This window comes from Lacimicrobium alkaliphilum (assembly GCF_002591895.1).
In the GTDB taxonomy this organism is placed as follows: domain Bacteria; phylum Pseudomonadota; class Gammaproteobacteria; order Enterobacterales; family Alteromonadaceae; genus Lacimicrobium; species Lacimicrobium alkaliphilum.
The window spans coordinates 85,729-107,886 of record NZ_NISX01000012.1 but is presented as its reverse complement, the minus strand read 5'-3'; the positions used below and the strand labels follow the sequence as shown (position 1 = coordinate 107,886).

15 protein-coding genes are annotated in these 22,158 nt (G+C 50.0%); 6 read left to right on the top strand and 9 right to left on the bottom strand.

Going from position 1 to position 22,158, the window contains the following annotated elements; all coding sequences use genetic code 11:
• Positions 1-222: 222 nt before the first annotated feature.
• Together CDA54_RS12575 and CDA54_RS12570 are read right to left on the bottom strand one after the other, a co-directional pair.
• A complete protein-coding gene (locus tag CDA54_RS12575) occupies positions 223-978 on the bottom strand; it encodes a GntR family transcriptional regulator (RefSeq protein WP_099035371.1) in 756 nt (251 codons plus the stop codon).
• 113 nt (positions 979-1,091) lie between these two features.
• Complete coding sequence (locus CDA54_RS12570) at positions 1,092-3,824, bottom strand: TonB-dependent receptor domain-containing protein (protein ID WP_099035370.1); 2,733 nt, start codon at positions 3,822-3,824, stop codon at positions 1,092-1,094.
• A gap of 233 nt (positions 3,825-4,057) precedes the next feature.
• Between CDA54_RS12570 and CDA54_RS12565 the strand changes: the two genes are divergently transcribed.
• Both CDA54_RS12565 and CDA54_RS12560 read left to right on the top strand, forming a co-directional pair.
• Positions 4,058-5,257 (top strand): anhydro-N-acetylmuramic acid kinase, encoded by a 1,200-nt coding sequence (locus CDA54_RS12565; RefSeq protein ID WP_099035369.1) that lies wholly within the window; start codon positions 4,058-4,060, stop codon positions 5,255-5,257.
• Between the two features lie 116 nt (positions 5,258-5,373).
• The gene (locus CDA54_RS12560; protein ID WP_099035368.1) at positions 5,374-5,802 is read left to right on the top strand and encodes a universal stress protein; all 429 of its coding nucleotides are present in this window, start codon (positions 5,374-5,376) and stop codon (positions 5,800-5,802) included.
• Positions 5,803-5,846: 44 nt separating this feature from the next.
• On the opposite strand, the gene CDA54_RS12555 is transcribed toward CDA54_RS12560, so the two are convergent.
• Both CDA54_RS12555 and CDA54_RS12550 read right to left on the bottom strand, forming a co-directional pair.
• Positions 5,847-6,893, bottom strand: coding sequence for a metallophosphoesterase (locus CDA54_RS12555; RefSeq protein WP_099035367.1), 1,047 nt, complete (start codon positions 6,891-6,893; stop codon positions 5,847-5,849).
• A gap of 49 nt (positions 6,894-6,942) precedes the next feature.
• Entirely contained in the window at positions 6,943-9,984 is a 3,042-nt protein-coding gene (locus CDA54_RS12550) for a TonB-dependent receptor domain-containing protein (RefSeq protein ID WP_099035366.1), read from the bottom strand.
• A 326-nt stretch (positions 9,985-10,310) separates the two neighbouring features.
• Between CDA54_RS12550 and CDA54_RS12545 the strand changes: the two genes are divergently transcribed.
• Positions 10,311-12,404: a winged helix-turn-helix domain-containing protein gene (locus CDA54_RS12545; RefSeq protein WP_099035365.1), complete on the top strand. Its 2,094-nt coding sequence runs from the start codon at positions 10,311-10,313 to the stop codon at positions 12,402-12,404.
• Here CDA54_RS12545 and CDA54_RS12540 read toward each other — a convergent pair.
• A complete protein-coding gene (locus CDA54_RS12540) occupies positions 12,385-15,120 on the bottom strand; it encodes an insulinase family protein (protein WP_099035364.1) in 2,736 nt (911 codons plus the stop codon). The two genes, CDA54_RS12545 and CDA54_RS12540, sit on opposite strands and share 20 nt — an antisense overlap.
• Positions 15,121-15,428: 308 nt before the next feature.
• Here CDA54_RS12540 and CDA54_RS12535 point away from each other — a divergent pair, with 308 nt between their 5' ends.
• Genes CDA54_RS12535 through CDA54_RS12525 form a run of 3 tightly spaced genes read left to right on the top strand, consistent with a single transcriptional unit; the run spans position 15,429 to position 18,045 of the window.
• Positions 15,429-15,758 carry a GntR family transcriptional regulator gene (locus tag CDA54_RS12535; RefSeq protein WP_099035363.1) on the top strand — a complete coding sequence of 110 codons (330 nt, stop codon included), beginning with the start codon at positions 15,429-15,431 and terminating at the stop codon, positions 15,756-15,758.
• On the top strand, positions 15,755-16,627 hold the full coding sequence (locus tag CDA54_RS12530) for an ABC transporter ATP-binding protein (RefSeq protein ID WP_099035362.1): 873 nt from the start codon (positions 15,755-15,757) through the stop codon (positions 16,625-16,627). Before CDA54_RS12535 ends, CDA54_RS12530 begins: the two co-directional genes overlap by 4 nt.
• A complete protein-coding gene (locus CDA54_RS12525; protein ID WP_099035361.1) occupies positions 16,624-18,045 on the top strand; it encodes a hypothetical protein in 1,422 nt (473 codons plus the stop codon). Before CDA54_RS12530 ends, CDA54_RS12525 begins: the two co-directional genes overlap by 4 nt.
• A gap of 35 nt (positions 18,046-18,080) precedes the next feature.
• On the opposite strand, the gene CDA54_RS12520 is transcribed toward CDA54_RS12525, so the two are convergent.
• From CDA54_RS12520 to CDA54_RS12505, 4 genes are all read right to left on the bottom strand, one after another.
• Positions 18,081-18,818, bottom strand: a complete 738-nt coding sequence (locus CDA54_RS12520) for a substrate-binding periplasmic protein (protein ID WP_180237210.1) — start codon at positions 18,816-18,818, stop codon at positions 18,081-18,083.
• Positions 18,819-18,967: 149 nt separating this feature from the next.
• On the bottom strand, positions 18,968-20,068 hold the full coding sequence (gene mnmH, locus CDA54_RS12515) for a tRNA 2-selenouridine(34) synthase MnmH (protein ID WP_373286096.1): 1,101 nt from the start codon (positions 20,066-20,068) through the stop codon (positions 18,968-18,970).
• A 1-nt stretch (position 20,069) separates the two neighbouring features.
• The gene (gene selD, locus CDA54_RS12510; protein WP_099035358.1) at positions 20,070-21,122 is read right to left on the bottom strand and encodes a selenide, water dikinase SelD; all 1,053 of its coding nucleotides are present in this window, start codon (positions 21,120-21,122) and stop codon (positions 20,070-20,072) included.
• Between the two features lie 73 nt (positions 21,123-21,195).
• Positions 21,196-22,089, bottom strand: coding sequence for a glycosyltransferase family A protein (locus CDA54_RS12505; protein WP_099035404.1), 894 nt, complete (start codon positions 22,087-22,089; stop codon positions 21,196-21,198).
• Between the last annotated feature and the right edge of the window lie 69 nt (positions 22,090-22,158).

The following is a 22,158-nucleotide window of genomic DNA, read 5'->3' as shown; positions in this document are numbered from 1 at the left end:
TGGTTATTAGCCATATCCAGAGTGTGAAGCCCGACATCCTGGCATTACAGGAAGCGCTTGCTCACCAATTTTCGGGATGCTCTGAGTATCAGGCGCTTGTATTACCAGGCATTGTCCAACCGGGTAGCTGATCAGGTGACTTCCCGTCGGAACGCAGCCCGAAAAAAAGCACAATGCTACAGCAAAGGCTTAAGTATAGCGTTGGAGGGCTGAGAGCCGGTTTCAGTCCTGCTGAGGATCATTGTCCATACGCAGATGTGAAACAAATACATACTTATCCCCCCGATAAACCGAATGGGTATACTCCACGGGTGTTCCATCGGCAAGAAAAGTTCGGCGCTCTATTCTTAAGACTTCGGTGTGCTCCTGGATATTCAGCAATCCGGCTTCTATGGGGGAAGCCTTAGACGCTCTGATCTTCTGCGTTCCTTGTTGTGGATGCTTATTATTTTGCTTCAATGTCTGATAGAGAGAGTCCTTCACAGCTTCAGGATCACCAACAAACTCAGCGGGAACCACAGCGTGCTCAATTGCAAGCGGTTCACCGTTGGCCAGGCGCAGTCGTCCAAAACGAGCTACCATGGCCCCATCCGGCACATTAAGCAGACGCGACTCATCTTCTGTGGCAGGAGCCAGACTGCGCACCAGCCATACCGAGCTCGGTGACTCACCTCGGTTTTTTGCATCAACCGTGAAACTGCTTAAATGGTCACCTGACTGTTCTCTGGGCGGAGCAATATAGGTACCAGAGCCCTGCCGGCGCAGCAACAGGCCTTCCTCCAATAATAACCCTAATGCTTTTCTGATTGTCACGCGTGAAGTGCCGGTAATCTCCATCAACTCCCGTTCAGAGGGAAGCGCCTGGCCCGCACTGACTGCCTGCTCTTTAATCAGACCACGAATCTGTTCTGCAAGTTGCTGATAAAGGGGGGTCGCATTGTGTTGATCTGTAACGATGGTTTTAGGGAATGATGCCATGGCAACTAAGTAGACCTCTGAGTACTGGCTATTTAAACAGATTCAAGCGCAACAAAACACACCCCGGCAACAAGCCTGCGACTTTTCACCGGGGTGTTTCTCAACCGCCAGAATTAAGGACGATAGCGCAATGATAACCCTATTGTCCGGCCAACAGCATCATAGTCGCTGACACTGCCATACAGGTTGCCACCGGCCAATGGTTTTGGTGGCGCTTTATCAAACAGGTTATCGACACCCGCTGTCACCTGCAACGCATCGGTTACCTGCCAGGAGGCCGCCAGATCAATGTAATTCTGGGCCGACAGGGTATCCGATTGATCCAGAGCATTCGCGACACTCCCGATACGCCGCCAACTCAGCTGTACATTAATATCATCAATCAACAGATCCACCGCTGCACGATGACGGTAATCAGCCTGCAAAATACTGGCAAAATCACCTGTACAGGACGTTCCGAAAGTTCCTTTACAATCCAGCGCCGGCACGGTGGCGTTATTCTGACGACTCTGGGAGGTGACCACATTACCCTGGTAGCTGAATTGTAGTGTTTTACCCATATCCAGCAGACCGTCAACGCGATAGCGCATTCCCAGGTCAAAACCCGCCTGTTCCAGGGTAGCCAGATTGAAATCATTCACCAATGCCTGACTTATCAGGCCGGTATCAGGATCTCGCTGCACTGCATCACACAATGGATTGCCCTCGACCGGATCATCAATATAACAACTGGTGAGTGCCGAAATAGGCTGAATCTGACTAACCGCATCGGTAATTTCAATATCATAGTAATCCAGTGTGACATCAAAACCGTCCAGATAAGCTGGCGTATAAACCATACCAAGGGTATACGTCAGAGCCTGCTCTGGTTTGATATCCGGATTGCCACCAAAAGAGTAGGTCGCCTGGCTTGAATCAAATGTTGTACCCGGTTCTGCTGCACCATAACGGGCGCATTGTTCTGCATTACCGCGACCATCAAGGCAAGGGTCGCCATCAAAACGACCGCCGAGGCGAGGCACAAAGTCAGCGCTGGTCTCATCGAACAAAGACAGGGACAGCAACGTTTCGGGACCGGCAAACTCACCTAAGTTTGGCGCCCTGATCGCTGTCTGGCGGGTAGCCCGGAAACGTAAGTCATCATTTACTGCCCAGCTAAGACCCAGTTTATTAGTATTCGCCGAATCCGTATTGGAATAATTGGACGTGCGGTACGCGCCTTCGATATTCAGTTCTTTCACAAAAGACATATCGGCCAGCAGGGGCACTAACAGCTCAGCATAAAACTCTTTAGAGTCAAAACTGGCATCCATATCGAAAATACCACCCAATCCATAAGCTGTGCCATTTCTTAAAGCACTGCCAGCTGTCTGGATACCATGCTCTTTGCGATACTCATAACCCACTGCGTAGCTCACTGGTCCGGCTGGCAACTCCAGAATATCGAAGGTATCCCCGGAGAAAGTCAGCGCCATGACACTTTGCTCTCGCTGACGATCAGAGTGCAAGATAGGTGAGCTCAGGCTGCTGAGATCCGTTTCAGGATTGAATATATCCACCGAATTGGCGATGTTAGCGAACTGGCTGTTGCCAGCGGCGTCGTTACGGATGCCATTGTTATAAACGGTTGCTTTACCGTCGGTTCGACCATATTGCCCGTAAAGGTCCCAGGCAATATTATCGTTAATATCCCCCCGCAAACCAAACTGAACCTGCAGCGTATTGCGAGTCATTTTGGTTTCCTGTAAGCCCAAACCGAGATTACGCTCAACATTAACCCGGGCCAGGCCGTCATCACCGAAGGTGAGTAAATCGCGAATACGGTCGGTCAAAAAAGGGTTGTCGGCACTGATACTGACCGGCTCATTAACGGAAACCGGTGTTTGCCCGGTTGACCCCGCACCGGTTACCCTCACCTGAGTAAACAGGGCTCGCCCATAGGCCTCGGCTTTGCCTTCGATCAGATCGTAATTGAAAAACACACCGCCGGTGAGGCGCTTCATCGGCTGAACAAGATAACGCTCAGAGGTCACGTTGGTGGTTTGTCTTTGTGTGCTGAAATTACCGTTATTATCAAAGGCAAAGAAATTACCACTGGCAATATCAGTAAAATTGCCACCAGTACTCGGTACTATGGTTGCCGTATCAGCCGTAAAATCACGTTCGCCGGCCAACAGATCCTGGCGCTCAGCATAACCTACATAGCCACTGACATGGCCACGCCCATCGTTAATATTGCCACCAAAGGTGGCATCAAAGTTAAATTGTTCAGCGCCACCTTGTGGCATCTCATAACTACTTGATAATTCAAAACCATCAAACTGATCATCAAGAATGAAATTCACCACTCCAGACACCGCATCGGCACCATAAATAGCCGCAGCGCCTCCGGTCAGGATATCGACCCGTTTAATTAACCCTGCAGGAATCGAATTTACATCTACAGAATTGCGGAAACTGAAGGGTACAGCCCGAGTGCCATTTATCAGCACCAATGTGCGATTCTGACCTAAACCACGTAAATCAATTGTGGATGAACCCAGAGAATCCCCCACAGTCGCGCCGGTACTGTTAGCGCCGCCAGCAGCCTGCGGCAATTTCATGGCGATGTCTTCAACGGTTACGGCTCTGTCGAGTTGAATCTGAGCTTTATCCACCGACGTCACCGGGCTGGTTGCCGTTAGCTCAGTGCGGGCTATGCGGGATCCTGTCACCTTAATGACTTCGGTCTCCGATGCTGCCGGGTCACTTTGCTGTGCCATTAGTTGACCGACAACTAATGATTGAGTAAGCACAGATGTGACTGCAGCTCCTGTGAGGATCCTGGTAATTCTGTTTTTCTTCATATTGCTCTCCTGTTGAGATAATACATTGGTATCTTATTGGTATTATACTAATCATTACATTTAATACCACATGAACAAAATGATCCAGTTTTAGTCATAAGCTCCGTCTCGGAACTACCAATAAATAAAGGGATAATTGAATTTTTTGACGTGTAAAGATTGGCTGAGTTGAACTATGATACAGTAATACCACTTAACCAAATCAGTTGTCAGAGACATCAGGATAAAACACCATGCACAACCATATTCAACGACTCCACCAGCTTGCCAGCAAACCCGATCGGTTGATTGTCGGATTGATGAGCGGCACATCACTGGACGGACTGGATGTGGCGTTATGCCGGATTAGTAATGCGGGCCTGAGCAGCAAAATAGAGCTGCTCGAATTTACTACCGTTGATTATGATCATACCTACCGCCAACGGATTAAGTCGGTGTTTTCCAAACGCCAGGTTGATCTGCAGCAACTCTGCCTGCTTAACCCCTGGATTGGCACCCTGCATGGCAATATGGTGCTGCGATGCCTTGAACAATGGGGAGTCAGACCTGAACAGGTTGATCTGATTGCCAGCCACGGTCAGACCGTCTATCACGCCCCGAAATCAGAACATCAGCTGGAGAATTACCCTAACGCCACCCTGCAGATTGGCGATGGCGACCACCTGGCTTGTGCAGCCGGAATCATCACCCTCAGTGACTTTCGCCAGAAACATCTCGCTGCGGGCGGAGAAGGCGCACCGCTGGCGGTATATGGAGACTACCTGATTTTCGCCAGCCCAAAACAGAACCGGGTGATGCTGAATATGGGCGGTATCGCAAACCTGACGTATCTCCCATCCAGCATGGACGCCAGTGCCGTATTCAGCACTGATGTAGGGCCGGGTAATACGCTGATGGATGCCTATATGCAACAGCATTTCAATCAGAATTACGACGCCAATGCCGCTGTTGCGGGATCTGGTGAAGTATCCGGGCCGCTGCTGAAGGCACTGCAGCAAAACAGTTTTTTTGCCCTGCCGTTCCCCAAAACCACCGGACCTGAGCTGTTTAATCTGGATTATCTTGCCCGTGCCCAGGCTGCCAGCCAGACTGAGAACCTCGATCATCAGGATGTGATGGCGACCCTGAATCAGTTCTCGGCCAATATGATTGCTCTGGCACTGAAGCGCTGCGCAGATAAGCTCGGCGACTACCATCTGTATGCCAGCGGTGGGGGCTACCACAATCCCCTGCTGATGGAGAATATCGCCAAACAAGTCAGTGCAGTGCCAATCCATTCTACCGCCGAACTGGAGATTGATCCCGATGCTAAAGAAGCAGTGCTCTTTGCAGTATTAGCTAATGAATGTGTGGCCGGTGGTAAGGACAAATTCAGCAATATTAATGAGGGAATACCCGATATCACTATGGGGAAAGTCAGTTTTTACGATTGATACCAATCCATCGGGATCATTATCGTAATCAAATGGTATAAAGTTTGACCTGCCTCAAGCCAGCCTGCTCAATTTTGACTACAGTATGTGTGTACCCAAGCAAATAGGAGCTAAGCATGTATAAGAACGTTTTGATTGCTATCGATACCTCACCGGAAGCCAGGCAAGTACTGGATGCGGCGCTCGACAACGAAGCTGCCAAAGGCGCCCGGTTCCGCTTGCTGCATGCCACTGAACTGCCCGGGCCCGGCATGAGTGCTTATACGGGCTATGATTTTAATTTTGATTTCGAACGCATCCATACTGCGGCACGGGAGAAAATCGGCGAACTGACAAAGGGCACGGCTATCAAAGACAGTGACATCCAGATTCAGACGGGTATGGCTGCGGATCTTATTGTAGATATGGCCAAAGAGATGGATGCCGATTTGATTGTCGTCGGCAGTCACGGCCGCCATGGCATCCGTCTGCTGCTGGGTTCCACCGCCAACAGCGTACTCCATCACGCGCCTTGTGATGTACTGGCGGTCAGGGTTAAAGATTAAGCAGTAATACCAATTGCATAAGGCGTCTTATTGACGCCTTATGCTCACAACACCAGCCTGCTGCCATCAAGCAACCCCCGAAAAAACAGTTGCTTTTCAACCAGCAACATTTCACCGGTTTTACCCCGTTTTATCCCTGCATCCACAGCAATGACTTTGTTGTCAAAATAGCCCGTCACTTCATTCTGAGTGGTATGCCCGACTACAATATGATGCACATTGAAATGCTCTAATAATCCGTCGAGCTGGGCTTTTGTGGCCTGCGGTTCACGGAAATAGCCTCTGTACCAAACCGGCCCATCTGATTTGTGCAGGTAGCGGGCAAACCCATGACGTTCCTGCTGCCCTTCAATCAGATTACCTGTGAATTCCTGATTAATGTCGCTAAGTGTCTTTGACTGTGTGACCAGATCAGGATGAAGCCCACCGTGGGTAAACAACATATCATTGATCTTCACTAACACGTTGCGGCTTTGTAGCCATTGCCCCAGAACAGTGTTCTTCCCATATAGTTCAGGCAGAGATCTACCCAATACGCTTTGCACTGTTTGGTATTTATCATGCAGGTAGCGCAGATCATTATTTAGCACCATAACTTCATGGTTACCTAACAGATAGTGCACGCGACCACCGGCTGCTCTGGCCTGAAAATCCAGTTCATAGAGTAACCACAGGCTTTCCGTCTGTTGCGGGCCACGATCAAACACATCTCCTACCACCACCAGGTGACCATCAGAGAAGTTCCAGTTACCTTGATAATCCGTTATCCCCTGGGCCGCAAGCAGCGACCTGAGTATTCCTGCCTGTCCATGGATATCACTGATCGCAGCAATCTTCGCTACATCGTCGTAAATTAGTTCCGGTCTCTCAACAGACCCGACTGAAATGTTTGCAACGTATCCACATTTTTCAATAGACATCGGCGTCTGCGGGGGCGAAAACCGATACTCTTTTTTCACCCCCTCACACACCCAGAATGCCTGCCATTGCTGTGGCAGCTTAAAAACATATGGGCCATCACTGACCTCTGATTCAATCTGCTCACCACAGCCATACAATAACAATAGCAATACAGCTAGTAGCACTCTCATGGGCACTCCTGATTTAAAAAAGGCCAGGCTCTGCGCCTGGCCACCAGCTTCAGAAGTTCATGGAAAGGCCAGCATAAACATACCGCCCTACACCACCACCGAACTGACTTTCGAAATTGCCGCGACTGCCTGACTGGACATCTCCTACCCGGGGGACAAACGGACCCAGATTATCGAACAGGTTTTTAACCCCGGCATACAGTCGCATATCAGCCCCGGAAACCTCCTCGGGTAAATCGTAGGACACCGAAAGGTCATGGGTGATATAGGACGGGAAATAGAGATACGCCGGCACTTCGGGGTTTGTTATGCAGTCATCAGAGTTCTGCGCACAAGCAGTATCGTTCTCAGCAAAGAGTTCGAGATAGTCTTCTTCCCGTCCGAAGTCATCTACAGAATCACTTTTGTAACGGGCTTTCCAACGCAAACGCCAGCCATCCTGGCGCCAGGTGATCGATGCGACCGCGGAATCCGTAAAGATGCCGGAGTCCAGCTCACCGTCATAGCGATTGCTCTGAAGACCATCGCTGATCGTTTCCCGGGTAACGGTATATTCGATCACGTGGGTCCAGTCAGTACGGAATGTAAATTCCCCCCAGTTCTGTGTTTCAAAGCGATATTCGGCAGCCACATCATAGCCGCGGGTGATGATCTCATCCAGATTAAATACCCGCTGAAGAATTTCCTGCAGCTGCCCGTCTTCATCCCGGCGAATATCGTTACAAAAAGGATTGCTCTCCCCGTAGGGTGCGGAAGAGTTGTAGCACTCTGTAAGAATATCCTCATTTTCCACCTGGCCAATGGCATCTTTAATGGATATGTCATAGTAATCCAGAGCGATTCGTAGCCCTTCTATCTGCTCTGGTTGGGCCGATATCCCCAGCGTGTAGGTATCAGCAGTCTCTTCTTTGAGATTGGGATTTCCCGTATTAGGCGAGTAGCCGCTGGTTTCATCCTCGAACACACCATTTTGTGCTATGGCAGCCTGAATTCCAGGATCCTGTCGACAGGCCTCGTGCCCCTCGTCTGTAGAGTCGGCAGTGACGCCGTCACAGATGTCATTGAAACTATCATAGTCGCCCCGAGGTGGAGACAGTAACTCAGTAATATTGGGGGCACGCTGTGCACGGGCGAAATTTGCCCTGATTAAATAACCGTTCACCGGCACCCAGGTCAGACCGGTTTTGAAACTGGATACGATATCGATGTTTTCAGGACTATAATCTGCCAGACGCAGTGACAAATCCATATCCAGGCTTTGCGCCAGTGCAGCGTCCCGTACCAAAGGCAGCGAGAGTTCACCGAAGGCTTCAATAACATCCATGTCCCCTTTAAATGTAGGAACCACATTGAAGGTGATGCCACCATAGCGCTGCTCTTCACTGGTGCTTAGCTTTTGAGTGTCGCGGCGATACTCTATACCAAAGGCTGAGGAGACAGGTCCCGCCGGCAATTCAAACAACTCTCCGGACATATAACCAACTACATTTATCTGTTCAATATCCGTTGTAATAGTGGGGTTGGCGCGGATCCAATCTGCCATCTCCGGGGTAATACTGCCAAGCCCGAATAAATTAACAGGCACACATCCCGCTTGCCTGGCGGCGGCATCCTTACACTGAATGGTGCCATCATTGAGACGCTCAGCATTCAGCCCCTGGCTGAGGTTAATAATATTGATCTCATTCAGACGCGTCTGTTCTTGCTTAAATTTGCCGTAGCCTGCAGAGACATCCCAGTTCCAGTCATTAAAAACAAAACCGCGCAAACCGGCAAACGTGCGTAAGGTTTCGCGTTTGTTGTCGGTGGTCACATTGCCGACTTCAGTAAAACGGCGATCCCAGTCAATCTGGCTGCTGTGATTAGCGGCAATCTCATCCGGGATAAACGGATTGTCCGGCTGGATTTCTCCCGGTTCTGGTAGCTCGGCAACCGGCAGGTTGGTGTCTGGGTCCAGCAACAATTCGTCGTCATTCTCGTCCTGCCCTTCCGGGGTCTTGACGTTATAGGACTCGTTCAGGGAGTAGTGCAGTTGTCCGTAGAATTCCGTATCAGCACTAATCGCGTAATCCACTTTTACAGCGGTGGCAAATCGATCTTCGGGTATCTTCAGATTACCCAACTGAGACGAGGCGTAGCCGTGCTCATTCTGGTTAAAACCTGACTGCAGGCCCGCTTCAGTATAGTACCAGCCTTTGCCTTCATCGGCGCCTTCCTCTTCGAACACGCCTCCGGGAGCATCATCGCTTTTGTTGGCCCAGTCAGCCTGAGTAATATCGCGCATGCACTGGTCGCCATCGATGGTATCCATCTCGTTACACAGTAAGCTGGTGTTGTAATCAAAATCTGCCTCTACGGCAGAGCGCCCACGGTCAGTGGCCTTGATACCAAACTCTCTGTCCCAGGAACTGGCCATATAAACATAGCCCTTGCCATTGTCGAAACTGGAACCATAACCTGCATCCAGGCTAAACTCTTCGCCACCACCGTTGGTCGTACCGCCACCTTTGGCATTGATATTAAAGCCTTCAGAGCCCTGAGTAGTAATAATGTTTACCACGCCGGCAATAGCATCTGAACCATAGACGGCGGAGGCACCACCACTGATGATCTCCACTCTCTCGACCATTTTCGCCGGGATCGTACTCAAGCTAATATAATTACCACTGTAACTATTCGATACCACGCGGCGTCCATCAATTAATGTCAGCGTTCTGTCAGTACCCAGATCGCGTAAATCGATCGTTGACAATCCGGTATTCTGTACGCTGGATTGACTGTTGCTGTTACTGACCCCTGCGCTGAGACTGGGCATATTCTCAACCAGTACTTCAGCCAGATTTTCCAGGCCGGCATCCTGAATAGCCTCCTTGTCCATGACAACTAAAGGAGTCGATACCGAAAAACTGTCTCTCTTTATTCTGGTTCCAGTAATAGAAATACGCTCTTCATCATTGGCAGTTTGCGCTTCCGCACTGGTCTGTGCCGTGGTGGTGCGTTCAATTTCCTGTTGTGCCTGGCTGGCTCCACTGGCCACTAAGACCCCTGTCAGGGCCAGTTGCACTGCTCTGGTCAATTTATTTGCTTTCATTATCTGTGTTCCTGTTATTGTCGGTGTTCCTGTTGATGCTGTTTTTCTTGTTAATATGCTGCGGTGGGCTGAAGCCACCTCGATTTTCAAACCGCCGCAACCTACTATTAGGCGGTTCGTTGACAGACCACAACAGAGACAGGGTCTTGTTTACCTCACTTCTATATCTATTTACTCTCTATTCAAATTTTACTCTTTATTTTCAATTGGTTAATAAATATTCTGTGGCGTGCTGAATGTCACCAGAAATAGCACTATTGATGTTAAGCTAGGTTGCATATAATCAACGATAAACAGTACACGACAGGTATAACCAGAGCAGCAGGATGGGGAAATCTTTCAGGTTAGGTCAGTATCAGATAGAACCGGTTGAACGGGCGGTCTATCTGGACGACGGTGAAAAGCAGAATCTACAACCCAAATTCGTTGATGTGTTGCTGTATCTGGTGGCTGAATATCCACGCATTGTTTCACGCCAGGAGCTGATAGACAAAGTCTGGCAAGGCAATGAGTATGTGGGAGAGAAAGCACTGACCAATGCCATCTGGCATTTGCGACAGTCACTCAGCCATACTGATAGTTCTGAGGTGATAGAGACCATCCGTAAAACCGGATACAGGTTGGTTGTGGTGCCGGAGCCGCTCTTTCGGGAAGACGCTGTGCCTGCTTCTTCCAGCCGCCTCCAGTCTTTTAACAGCACAAAGTTCAGGTGGCTGGCACTGGTCACCCTGGTGATTGCCATGGCGATACTATGGTTTAGTCTGTCAGCATCTCAGCCCAACCCCCGACAAATAAGCCCCGTCACCACGGACCCCGGACTGGAGCTGTTTCCGGCTCCGTCGCCGGATGGGCGCTTTCTGGTGTACAAATGGGTCGCCCCTGACGGGCAGGTAGATCTGTTCCGCCGCGACCTTGAACAACCACAACTCAAAGCCACCAGACTCACCTATGACAGTGCGTCTGAAGGGCACTCGGTGTGGAGTGTCGATGGCCGCTTTCTCTATTTCAGCCGCAAGGATCGTGACGTGGAACGCTGCGATATTGTCAGGATGGATATGCACAGTTTTGAGGAAACCAACATAACACACTGTCCTCTGGTGGGAGGCTATCACTATATTGACATTTCCCCCGACAATACCACGCTGGCCTATTACAGTGATGACGAAGAGGCCGAATTATCCGGTATTTACCTGCTGGATATCAGCAAAGAGAACGCCACACCACAACGTTTCTCATGCGCCACTGATTGCGGATACAAAGAGCGGGACATGGCGTTTTCACCGGATGGACACTTTCTGGCAACGACGCGCAGGGTCAATCAGTTTAACGAAAATATCTACCTGTACGATCTGAGAAGTAAACAGGTCCGCCAGTTGACCTCTGGCGAAGAAGACATCGTTGGCCTGAGCTGGCACCCTGAAGGAAGTAAGCTGACATATGGTGTACAACGAGCGGATACACGCTCTGGTTATATACTGGACATCAACAGTAACCGCACTCAGTCGCTGGATATTGAAGGGATGAGCTACCCGCATTTTGCCCGTAACAAGCCGTGGATTTTCTTTCAGCACCGCAGTGAAGAGTACCAGATAGCTGCCATTCCACTGAACACCCCGGTCAACAACAGTCCGTTTCCGGTACTGAACTCCGGTTATAATCACAATTACCCGGATTATTCCCACCGCAACAAAAAAATCGCCTACCTGTCGAATGAGTCGGGTCATTATGAAGTATGGATAGCCGATGCAGATGGCAATAATCGTAACCAGCTTACCCACCTTGGCCGCTCTGTGCGTTATCCAAAGTGGTCACATGACGGTAAACGCATTGCCTTTCTGGCACCTGATGATGATGAAGCAGGCGATAATATTTACATCGTAGACGTTGCCACTAAACGTATTCAGACTGTCCCCAGCCCTTTTAAGGGGCATAACCGGCCTATGTGGTCGGCCGATGACGCGCGCATTCTGACCACGGTGTTTACCCAGGATCATGCTGACATCTATGCCTTTAGTCTGGAAGCTGAAGGGGTACAACGGCTGACCTTTAATAATGGTCGCTACGGCGTGATGACAGACCAGAACACCCTGATTTACAGTACCTACCGTAACGGTCTGTGGCAGTTAAACCTCAGCACCGGCGAGCTACAGCAACTGCTGGATGAACAGCAGTTCCGTGTTCGTTATACGTGGACCCTGGAAAATGACGCGGTGTATTACATTGAGGAAGAAAGCGACCACCAACGTTTGCTGCGCTACGACCTGAACGCCAAAGCCCATGAAACCTTGCTGAAAACACCGAGATCTACTTTCGAAACCGACAGTGCTCTGCGTCTTGACCGTGATCAGCAACGTATTCTGTTTACCAAAACTGAATTCCCGCAGTCCGACATCAAGCTGCTTATTGATCCTTCCCTGTAGTGCCTTTAGCCAGTACGCCTGTTAATGGTCCGGAAAGCAATAAAGAAGCATGTTCCCGGAATTCATCCAGTGACATCAACTTTATCTGTTGTTGCAGTTGCTGAGGGTGGTTATCTGCCCAGTCATAACGAAAATGATAACGCCTTGCTTGCGCTTCACTTTCTGCGTTGATGTAAGGCTGTTGCAGGGCGTCAATCAGACTGTGTTTTACCGTGTCGAATTGCACCACCGTTACTGAATCAAGATGGGTCATAAACCACTGATTAAAGTGTTCGATTCTGGCCAACAGCAGTGAGGGTGTTTTGCGTGAAGATTGCACATAATAGCCCAGATAAGGGTACCCGTATTTGGAATAGGCCTTTACCGACACGGAATAGCCTAACTGCTCCTGCGTACGCAGCTGATGAAAAAAGGGTGCAGTCATCATCGCTCCCAATAATTCCGTTGCAGCGTGTTGCGTTATTTTATTGCTGCCCGGAAGAACCATAAGGCGCACTGCATTGTCTTCTGCATCCAGGGCTACCTGATGCAGGCCCATCTCCGTTTTGCCGTTCCAGGCATGAGATCCCGGGCGGACAGGAAAGCGGATACGACGGCTCATTGTGGTAAATAAGCTGTCCAGCACGTCACGCTCATCCACCGATAGTTTACCAAAGTAAGTGGCCGTCAGTCTGGCGCGCTCAAAAGAACGATCAATATAGTCCTGATATTGGTGCTCTGAGAAATTCTCAAAATATCTCTGCGCATCCCGGGTCGATATATCCAGCCCCAGCTTGGTATTGAGGATCTGCAATGTCCGGTCTCTGAGCCTCTGATAAGCCTGTTGTGACAATGCTGAACGATGGCTGTTCAATGTCAGCGACATCGATGTGCTATCCAGTTGGGGAGATAGCAGGATGGCCGACAGGTCTCTGAGCAGGGCGACACGATCACCGGAATAGCCCGACACACTAAGCCGCCATCCACTTTGTGTCTCCACCAGGCTAACATCCATCCCCGCACTGTCAGCCTGGGTAATCAGCGGCTCCAATTGGTGCCTCAGGCGGCGTATGTATAATGGGTTGAGCACAAAAAACGCGGGCCTCTGGCGGTCAGCATCCAGATACAGATTAATTGATGCATAGTCGCTATGGCGTTTCTGGCCGGGTAACACACAACTTTCAAACCCCGTGGCAGGCTGTCTGCAACCGATCTCAGGTGTTTGCAACTCCCCTTCCTGCATAGCAAAATAGCGAGGTAAGGCAGGTAACTCAAACATGAGTTCCTGCAAGCTTGACTGGGGTGCTTCAAGCTGCTGCTGATAGCCGAACCCTGTGTTGTAATATGGCTCTGACTGGTCAAAGGCCAGGTTGCGGTGCTCGCGGATCAGCAGCGTGTTTTTTGCCGTGATTCCATCAAGCCAGGCCCGCGTAGCATGCGAATTGTAGTTGCCAGGGATCTGATTCAGCACCAGCGCTTCACTGGCCGGATAGAACAGCAACTGATCGGCGAGTTCGCGAATCTCCGTGGAGGACTTATGCGAGGCATCCTGATTGAACTGAGCGTGATGCAGCCGGGCAAATGTATCGTTAAAATGCGTCTCAGAAACCTGTTGTTTAATAGTATCCAGATACTGCCAGGTTATCTGCATGGCCTCACTCTGATGCTTCCAGCCCTGTGCCGTAAAGCGTAAGGTCAGGTTAAACAGGCGGTGCCGATCATCCAATACCGGCTGAGAAACATACAATCCTTTGATCCAGCCCTTGTCCTTCAGATGCTGCTCCAGCCCTTGTGGATTGTGCGCTTCCAGTAACCAGGATATATAGTCGCTAATCATTGCGCGACGCGTGTTCAGATTATCCGGAACCACAAAACTCAGGGTGAGACGGGAACGTTTCCTCAACGCCTGAACATTGATGACTTTTCCATCCGGCGGCTCAGCATAAGGAGATACCGCTTGCGACAGTGTTTCACCGCAGCTGGAAGACACCGCCGAGAAATACTTACCCGCCATCACTCGCAGTTGCTCCAGAGGCAACGGTGCCGCCATAACCAGCGCCATTCTCGGTGCACAATAATAATCCTCGCCAAAGTCCAGCAGGGCTTGCGACAAAGATATCTCTGGCTGGTCAATCAGGGTAGACAGGTTACCAGTAGAAAACTTCCGGTAAGGATGTTCAGGGGCAAAAGCCGTTCGCCACACTTCACGTTTACGCCGATAGGCGTCTTTAAACTTCATACGAAATTCCGCTTCTACCGCATGACGCTCTTTATACACCAGAGATTGCGGAATCAGTGGCTGAATAAACTGCCAGGCAAAACGCTCCAGGGCCCCTTCAAAACTGGCGCCGGCCACCTGAAAATAATAGTTGGTACGCAGCGCAGATGTACTGGCATTAGAGCGCCCGCCGTGATCTGCCAGAAACTGTTTATACGCGGCTGGCTGAGGGTATTTTTGTGTACCTTTTGACAGCATATGCTCATACAGATGAGCCAGGCCGGGAAGGCTGTCAGGATCCTGGAAATACCCTGCCCTGACAGACACAGAGCCATAGGCCTTGGTTAGCGCTGAATCGCTGACCAGCAAGACCTGCATACCATTTTCTAATTCTAACGAGCCATAGTGAGCCGGATCACTGTCCCCCTTAATCGGGCTGGCCATTTGTATATGATTAACCTGGCAACCTGCAAGGCAAACGAGAATAACAACGGCAACAATAGGGTGAAATAAGTGCATAGACTGGCCTCAGCAAAACGTGAGGGCCCACTCTAAGAAGAACCGCCTCGCTGGCAACCTATGCTGTATCCATTTTTCCTCTATTTAGTCTCTATCTGGCAATGACGACTCAGCAGATCGGCTTCGACAAGGAATTTATTCTCTTTTTTAAAATAGAAGAAGATTGCTCATTGAAAAAAGTTTGCATTTAACCACAGGTGTATTATATAAATAATACACCAATACAGTTAAAGGGTACCCCCTTGTCAGAAAACTCATGGCTCTTCTCAGTTAATCCGTCTTCGGGAGAGCCCATATACAGACAGATTATGGGCCAGATAAAACGGCTGATTGTCAGTGGTCAGTTGCATCAGGGCGATTCCCTGCCTTCGGTGAGGCAACTGGCCGGCGAACTGGAGATTAATCCTATGACTATCTCCAAGGCCTACAGTCTGCTGGAAGCACAGGAACTGGTTGAGAGGGTGCGGGGCGTTGGTATGCGGGTTAAAAGCAGCACCTCGCAAATGGCGGTACAACAACGCCTGAAACTGCTAACCCCATTGGCAGATCAACTCAGAGCTCTGTGTGGGCAACTGGATATAGAACAGGACCAGGCCATTCAATGGCTGGCTGAACAACTGAAAAAGGACGCAGGATGAATCTGATTGAAATGGAAAACGTCAGCAAAAGCTACGGCAAACAAAACGTACTGGATAACATCAGCTTAAATCTGCCACAAGGCCATGTAATGGGTCTGTTAGGTCAGAACGGTGCAGGAAAAACCACCTTGCTGAAGCTCTGTCTGGGATTGCTGAAAGCCGATAGTGGCAATATTCAGGTTATGGATGCGCCGGCCTGGGAGTTGACTCCGGCGATAAAAGAACAGTTGGGTTATGTTGCTCAAAAGTCCGATACCCTGCACTGGATGGGGGTAAGACAATTACTCGATTATACCGGTGCTTTCTATCGGAAATGGGATAACACTAAAGTCACTGCACTGATGCATCGCTGGCAATTGGATCCAAAGTCTAAGGTATCGGATCTGTCTGAAGGGCAGAAGCAGCGTCTGGCGATTATTCAGGCCATAGGCCATAACCCCAAACTACTTATTCTGGATGAACCGGTGGCCAGTCTGGATCCGGTACTGCGTCGTGAATTTATTCGCGAACTCATTGATATCAATATTGAAAATAACACTTCAGTGCTGTTCTCAACCCATATCCTCTCCGATCTCGAACGGGTCGCCAGTGATATCGCTATACTGCGGCAGGGGCACATCTGCTGTCAGGGCAGTCTGGATGACATCAAAGAGCGCTATGTGCGCCTGCATCTTCGCAGCAATAGTCCCCTCCCCAGGGAACTGCCGGTTCAGGGCCTGCTGCATGTGGAGTATTCTGCGCACCACCTTCGTGCTCTGGCAGAAAACCCGGATATGGAAGTCATTTCAGCGCTGGAAAAGCAACTGAATGCTACCGCCCATATCGAACCCCTTGGCCTGGACGATATTTTTCTGGAGTTGCACAAATGAGTGCCTATATCGCGATTTTAAAAAGAGACATGCGTCTTAACGGCTTCGCCTATCTGCTGCTGCCGTTTTTCATAATGATTGTGCTCTCCACAGAAAGGCAATCAGGCAGCCTATATGCAAACATGACCACTATAGTATTGCTGCCCGCGGTACTTGGCTGGCTGCAAGCAATCAGCCTTAAAGCCATGACGGCTGATTCAATCTCGTTACTCTCACCCAACGGACGAAACGCGCAGCTAAACTATTCCATCTTGATCAGTATCACGCTGTTACTGGTGACTCATCTGCTCATTGGCGGCGCGCCAGACAACGCCTTAAATGTATGGTTAATACTGAGTCTCTCATCTGTGGTAATGCTGATCAGCGTCTGTACTGCAGTACCTGAATGTTCCGGCTGGGCCAGGCTGTTTCAGCTTTTAGTCCTGATATGGCTGAGTAGTGATCTGATGGGGCTCGTCTATCTGGCTGATATCAGTGAACTTAGGTCGCTGATGGCGCTCCCTGAGCTGGCAAGAATCAGCATTGCCTGTATGGCAACAATATGGTCAGTACTGATGTTTCAACTATTCCGACGGACATACTTAGCCTCCAGAGAGCTGAATGAGTCACGCCTGCCACATAGCTGGCTTAGTCGTACCAATGAAAAAGTCAATCTTTGGCAAAGTATCGGATTTGCCTCACCTCACTGGCTCAGTGCATTGGTACAGAACTGGCAACGCCGCTGTTATCTGATTAGTCCCGGCAATCCCCTGGAGCAAGGTTTGTACAACGGTCACCGAAGCACCAATGCCATGACCGTAATACTGATATGTAGTTCTTTGGTTTTGCTGGTGATGACATTGCTAAGTATACCGGCACGAGCCCAGGGTGAACTAAATCCTGAAGGCTGGCTGATCATTGTAGGCATGTTTTTTACCCTGACGGCCTTTATTCTCAGTTTTAATCTGATACTGGAATTTATCTCTTTGCAGCCCACAGTGGCGAAACTCTGGCTGCTGGATAAAAGCCCTGATCGCAAAACGTATATGGCCCGCATTGGCAGAAGCTTCTGCTTCAGAATGCTACGCTTTTACGTCTTCTTCGCTCTGGTTTTTATATTTGTGGGCATTGCAGTGGCAGGCTCTTTTGACGGAATACGAGTCTATTTTATGATCATAGGTTTCAGCGCCATGATTTTACCATTTCAGATTGCCATGGCACTTTACTGTGCCCCTCGATTTAAATACCGTCCTTTACTGATAAACACCCTGTTACTCATCACTGTTAGCATTTATGTGGGCGCATTATTGCTGACTAAAGTGATTGTTCCGGCTGGCGGCTTAATCGCGGCTCCGGCAATTCTGGGCAGTATCGGGTTTGCCATGGCTGCTCTGCAATACGACCGGTGGTGTAACACTGCGCTAGAGGTGACCGACTAAAATATATCAATCAATAAAGGCCCTTTGAGCTAACACTATTCAGTGTAATTCTGATAAAGCAGATCGTATAAGCCGCTGGCTTTAATTTTGGCCAGCCCTTCTTCGAAGTCACGGGCCAGCCGGGCATCCCGGAAGTGCACCCCGTACCAGGTTTTTCCGGGGAAAACGTCATGGTAGGAGACGGGTTCGTGGGTATCTAACTGCATATCCATACTTTGGCGATACCAGTCAAATACGGTTTTATCGGCTATCACCACCTCGGCTTTATCGGTCCAGAACATGGCCATTTGCCGGCGCTGACTGGCCGTTTCACGGTAGTCGCGGTTATGGCTGCCATCTCTGGCAAACAACTGCCTGAATTCCGCACCGAGATACTGGCTGGCCCCTTCGAATGCAATCACCTGATAGTTGACCAGATCACTGACCTGTTCTATCTGCAAGTTGGCGGCTTGTCTGGAAAGGGCAAAATTATGGTAGTAAGTAAACTCATCAACGAAGTGCCAGGGAGACCCTGACACCGGCTTTTGTGTGGTTACTGCATCCAGTTGTGGTATGGCCTCCAGCGCCCGCTGCAACTTGTTGTTGCTAAGGTGCACTACCAGCAGATCATGGCCTTTAACGGCCAGGGCCTCACGAAAAATATCAATCTCCAGCCCGGTACGTGTCTGGCCCATCACATAGGGGGGTTTATCGATACCAAAAGCAACCGTCAGGCGCTCTGACTGGGAAAAAGTGCTGAATAGTAAAAAACTGAGTAATAAAACACGCAACATCGTTCTCTGTATTCCTTTGATTCGACAAATTTTCAGCACAATTTCTGATAGCATTTTTAAAGGCTGACGGATCAATTCAGGCTTATTTTTATCCCGCAACCGCTGAGTATAGACGCTAAAGTCTGATCCATTTGTTACAGATTGCAGTCCTATCGGGTAATGTGAAGTTGCTGATGCCAGAATGCCGCAACCTCTGATGCCTGACCTGCATATAAACAGTGGCGGGCTTTTTTGCCCAACTGATAGTCATACATAGGATCATAGTATCGGCGGAGTAACGTGGTTATCCACTCACGGTGAGCATCAGGATCACCTTTCTGGTGGCTGGCTAGCGCCTGCTCCATCATTTGTTGCAATTGCTGATAACCTTCCATTCCCAGTCGGCGACGGATCCGATAAAGACTTTGCCTCAGATACAGACTGAAGTGCTCAAACCCCTTTTCACCGAAATACCTGATGGATTCCGCCAGCCGCTGCCGGATATATTCATCAAAAATATTCTCTACCCGCTGCTCAAAAGGCGTTTCCAGAATCACTACCGGGGCGGCGGCCATTTTCTCTCGCAGAGACTGAGGCAGCATCAGTGAGCCAATATGACCCGACTCGTCTTCCAGTAAAATCGCTGCAGGAGCATGTTGACTCTGCTTTAGCAGGTTAACCGACAAGTCATTCTCGAACGCTATCTGAGTCGGCTGGGGCTCAATCTGCCCCCCAAAACTTGAACCACGATGGTTTGCCAGACCTTCAAGGTCTACTGTGCCTTTCAATTCCACTAATAATTCTGTTTTACCGCAACCGGTTCGACCCGCCAGCAACACCAACGGTGTATCGGCAATCAACCGCTCAAGCTCATCAATAAGAAAACGGCGCAGCGCCTTATAACCGCCGGCTATGCGGGGATAATCAATACCGGCTTCAGCGAGCCATTGCTGGGTGATCTGTGAGCGCAAACCGCCGCGCCAGCAAAACAGCGCTCCGTTTGGATGAGCACGGGCAAACTCTGCCCAGGCTGCAAGTCTGTCGGCTTTAAGCTGCCCACTCACCAGTTTATGCCCCAGATTAATCGCCGCCTGCTGGCCATAGTATTTATAGCAGGTGCCCACTTTCGCCCGCTCTTCGTCACTCATCAGCGGTAAACTGACTGCCTGTGTAAATGATCCTCTCGCGAATTCTGCCGGAGCGCGCAAATCCACCAGTGGCCGGTCCTCAATAAACAGCTGCCGATAATCCGTAATCAGCTGATGGGAAATGTCAGACACCGACAATTACCTGATGCTCCTGACCGGCACTGACTAAACTGCCAATGGGCGACAAATCCAGCTGATGCTGTTGAAACAATCTATGCACTTTCTCCAGCGATTTTTGCTCGTCACGGATCGCCACTAACAGGCCGCCGCTGGTTTGTGGATCGCACAGCAGGGCTTTTTGTTCAGAATTGAGGGACGACACCTTATGTCCATAACTGGCAAAATTGCGCTCTGTACCGCCTGGCACACAGCCCATGGCAATATACTCAGCTACCGCCGGCAGTGCCGGCACGGCTGAAGAGGTTATCCGGGCCGCCACCCCACTGCCTTCACAGATTTCCAGTAAATGCCCCAGCAGACCAAATCCGGTAACATCAGTCATCGCCGAAACCTGCTCCAGTTTAGCCAGCTCAGCACCAATATTATTAAGCTGGCACATACTGTCCCGGGCCAGAAATGTATGCTCGTCTTTTAGCTTACCCTGCTTCTGCGCGGTTGTGAGTACGCCAACCCCCAGAGGTTTGGTGAGAAACAAATGATCGCCTGTTCTGGCTGAAGTATTCTGCTTTAATTGTGCAACCTGCACCTGACCGGTTACCGCCAGCCCGAAGATGGGCTCTGGAGAGTCAATACTATGGCCGCCGGCGAGCATGATACCGGCCTCCTTACAGGCCTGGCGACCGCCATCAATCACTTGCCGGGCTATCTCTGGAGCCAGCTTATTCACCGGCCAGCCAAGAATAGCGATAGCCATCAGGGGTTTGCCGCCCATGGCATAGATATCACTGATGGCATTGGTGGCGGCAATACGGCCAAAATCGAAGGGGTCGTCGCAAATGGGCATAAAAAAGTCGGTGGTGCTGAGCACGGCCATACCATTGCCCAAATCATAAGCGGCGGCATCATCTTTACTACTGTTGCCCACTAACAGTTTCGGGTCCGGTTTTATATCCAGTTGCGAGACCAGCATACTGTCGAGGATTTTGGGTGAAATCTTACAGCCACAACCGGCGCCATGACTGTATTGGGTGAGCCTGATTTGATCAGCTTTAGTCATCTGTTACCTCTTGCCATCGCAACGTCAGACATTGAAGGTGGTTAAAATACATGCAGGCCTTTTCAGCATTACTTCAGGTGTTGAGTTTGTCGCGTAACTGACGATTGGCTTTGCGAATTCCGGATATGTGCGAGTCCTTACGGTAACGCCCCTTTTCAGCGTGGCGGATCAGCATCATGCCATCCAGTTCCAGGCCTTTTCCATGGGTGCCCAGCAGCCAGCGGTAGGCACGATCTTCATAACACTTTGCCCAGTGCTCGCGTGCTTGCTGATAACAGTTTACCTGACCACAGTAGCCATAGTCTCTGGCGATCTCGCCCCTTACAATCTGAAAGGCTCCGGCCGCCTTGCAGTATGAACGCTCAACGAATTCGGCCTGTTCAAGATGATTGAACACCTCTTCAACGGCACCCTGGAGCATCGGATTGTCTTTTTTCAACAATGCCGTCTGACATATCTTCTCAGGAAACACCAGAATCTCTGTTTGCTGCTGCAGCTTGTTGGCCAGATTGTCCAGACTGCCCGGAGCAAAAGCCAGGTCACAATCAGTAAACCAGACCCAATCTGCACTGCTGGCCTTAGCTGCTATATTGCGGCCAATGGCGCGGCGCAATAATTTTTCTTTTGGCAGGGCAATAAAGTTCCAGCGAATACCGGGCACATTTTTGTTCCGGTATTCGTCGACCAGTGCTGTCGTATCCTTATCTTCCCGGCAATAAAAACCGGTGAAGGTTATTTGCAATTTTGCGGGCGGGTTTTGAACCAGAGACTCCAACTGGTAAACAAACAAATGCGCGTAGTTCCAACAGTGACTTATCAGCTCCAGATGCAGTTCCTGCTTTGCTAATGGGCGTAAGTGGGTGTGCCTGGGCACCTTATAGAGCCAACGGGCCGGAAATAATCCCGATGCGGCAAACCTCATCAGAAACTCGGCTATGGAATAGTAACGCTGTTTAAAAAACTGCATCAGTACTTTTCGCTCCCCAACTCGCAATAGTACAATGGCAATAATGCCATACTTAGGCAAAGGATCTGC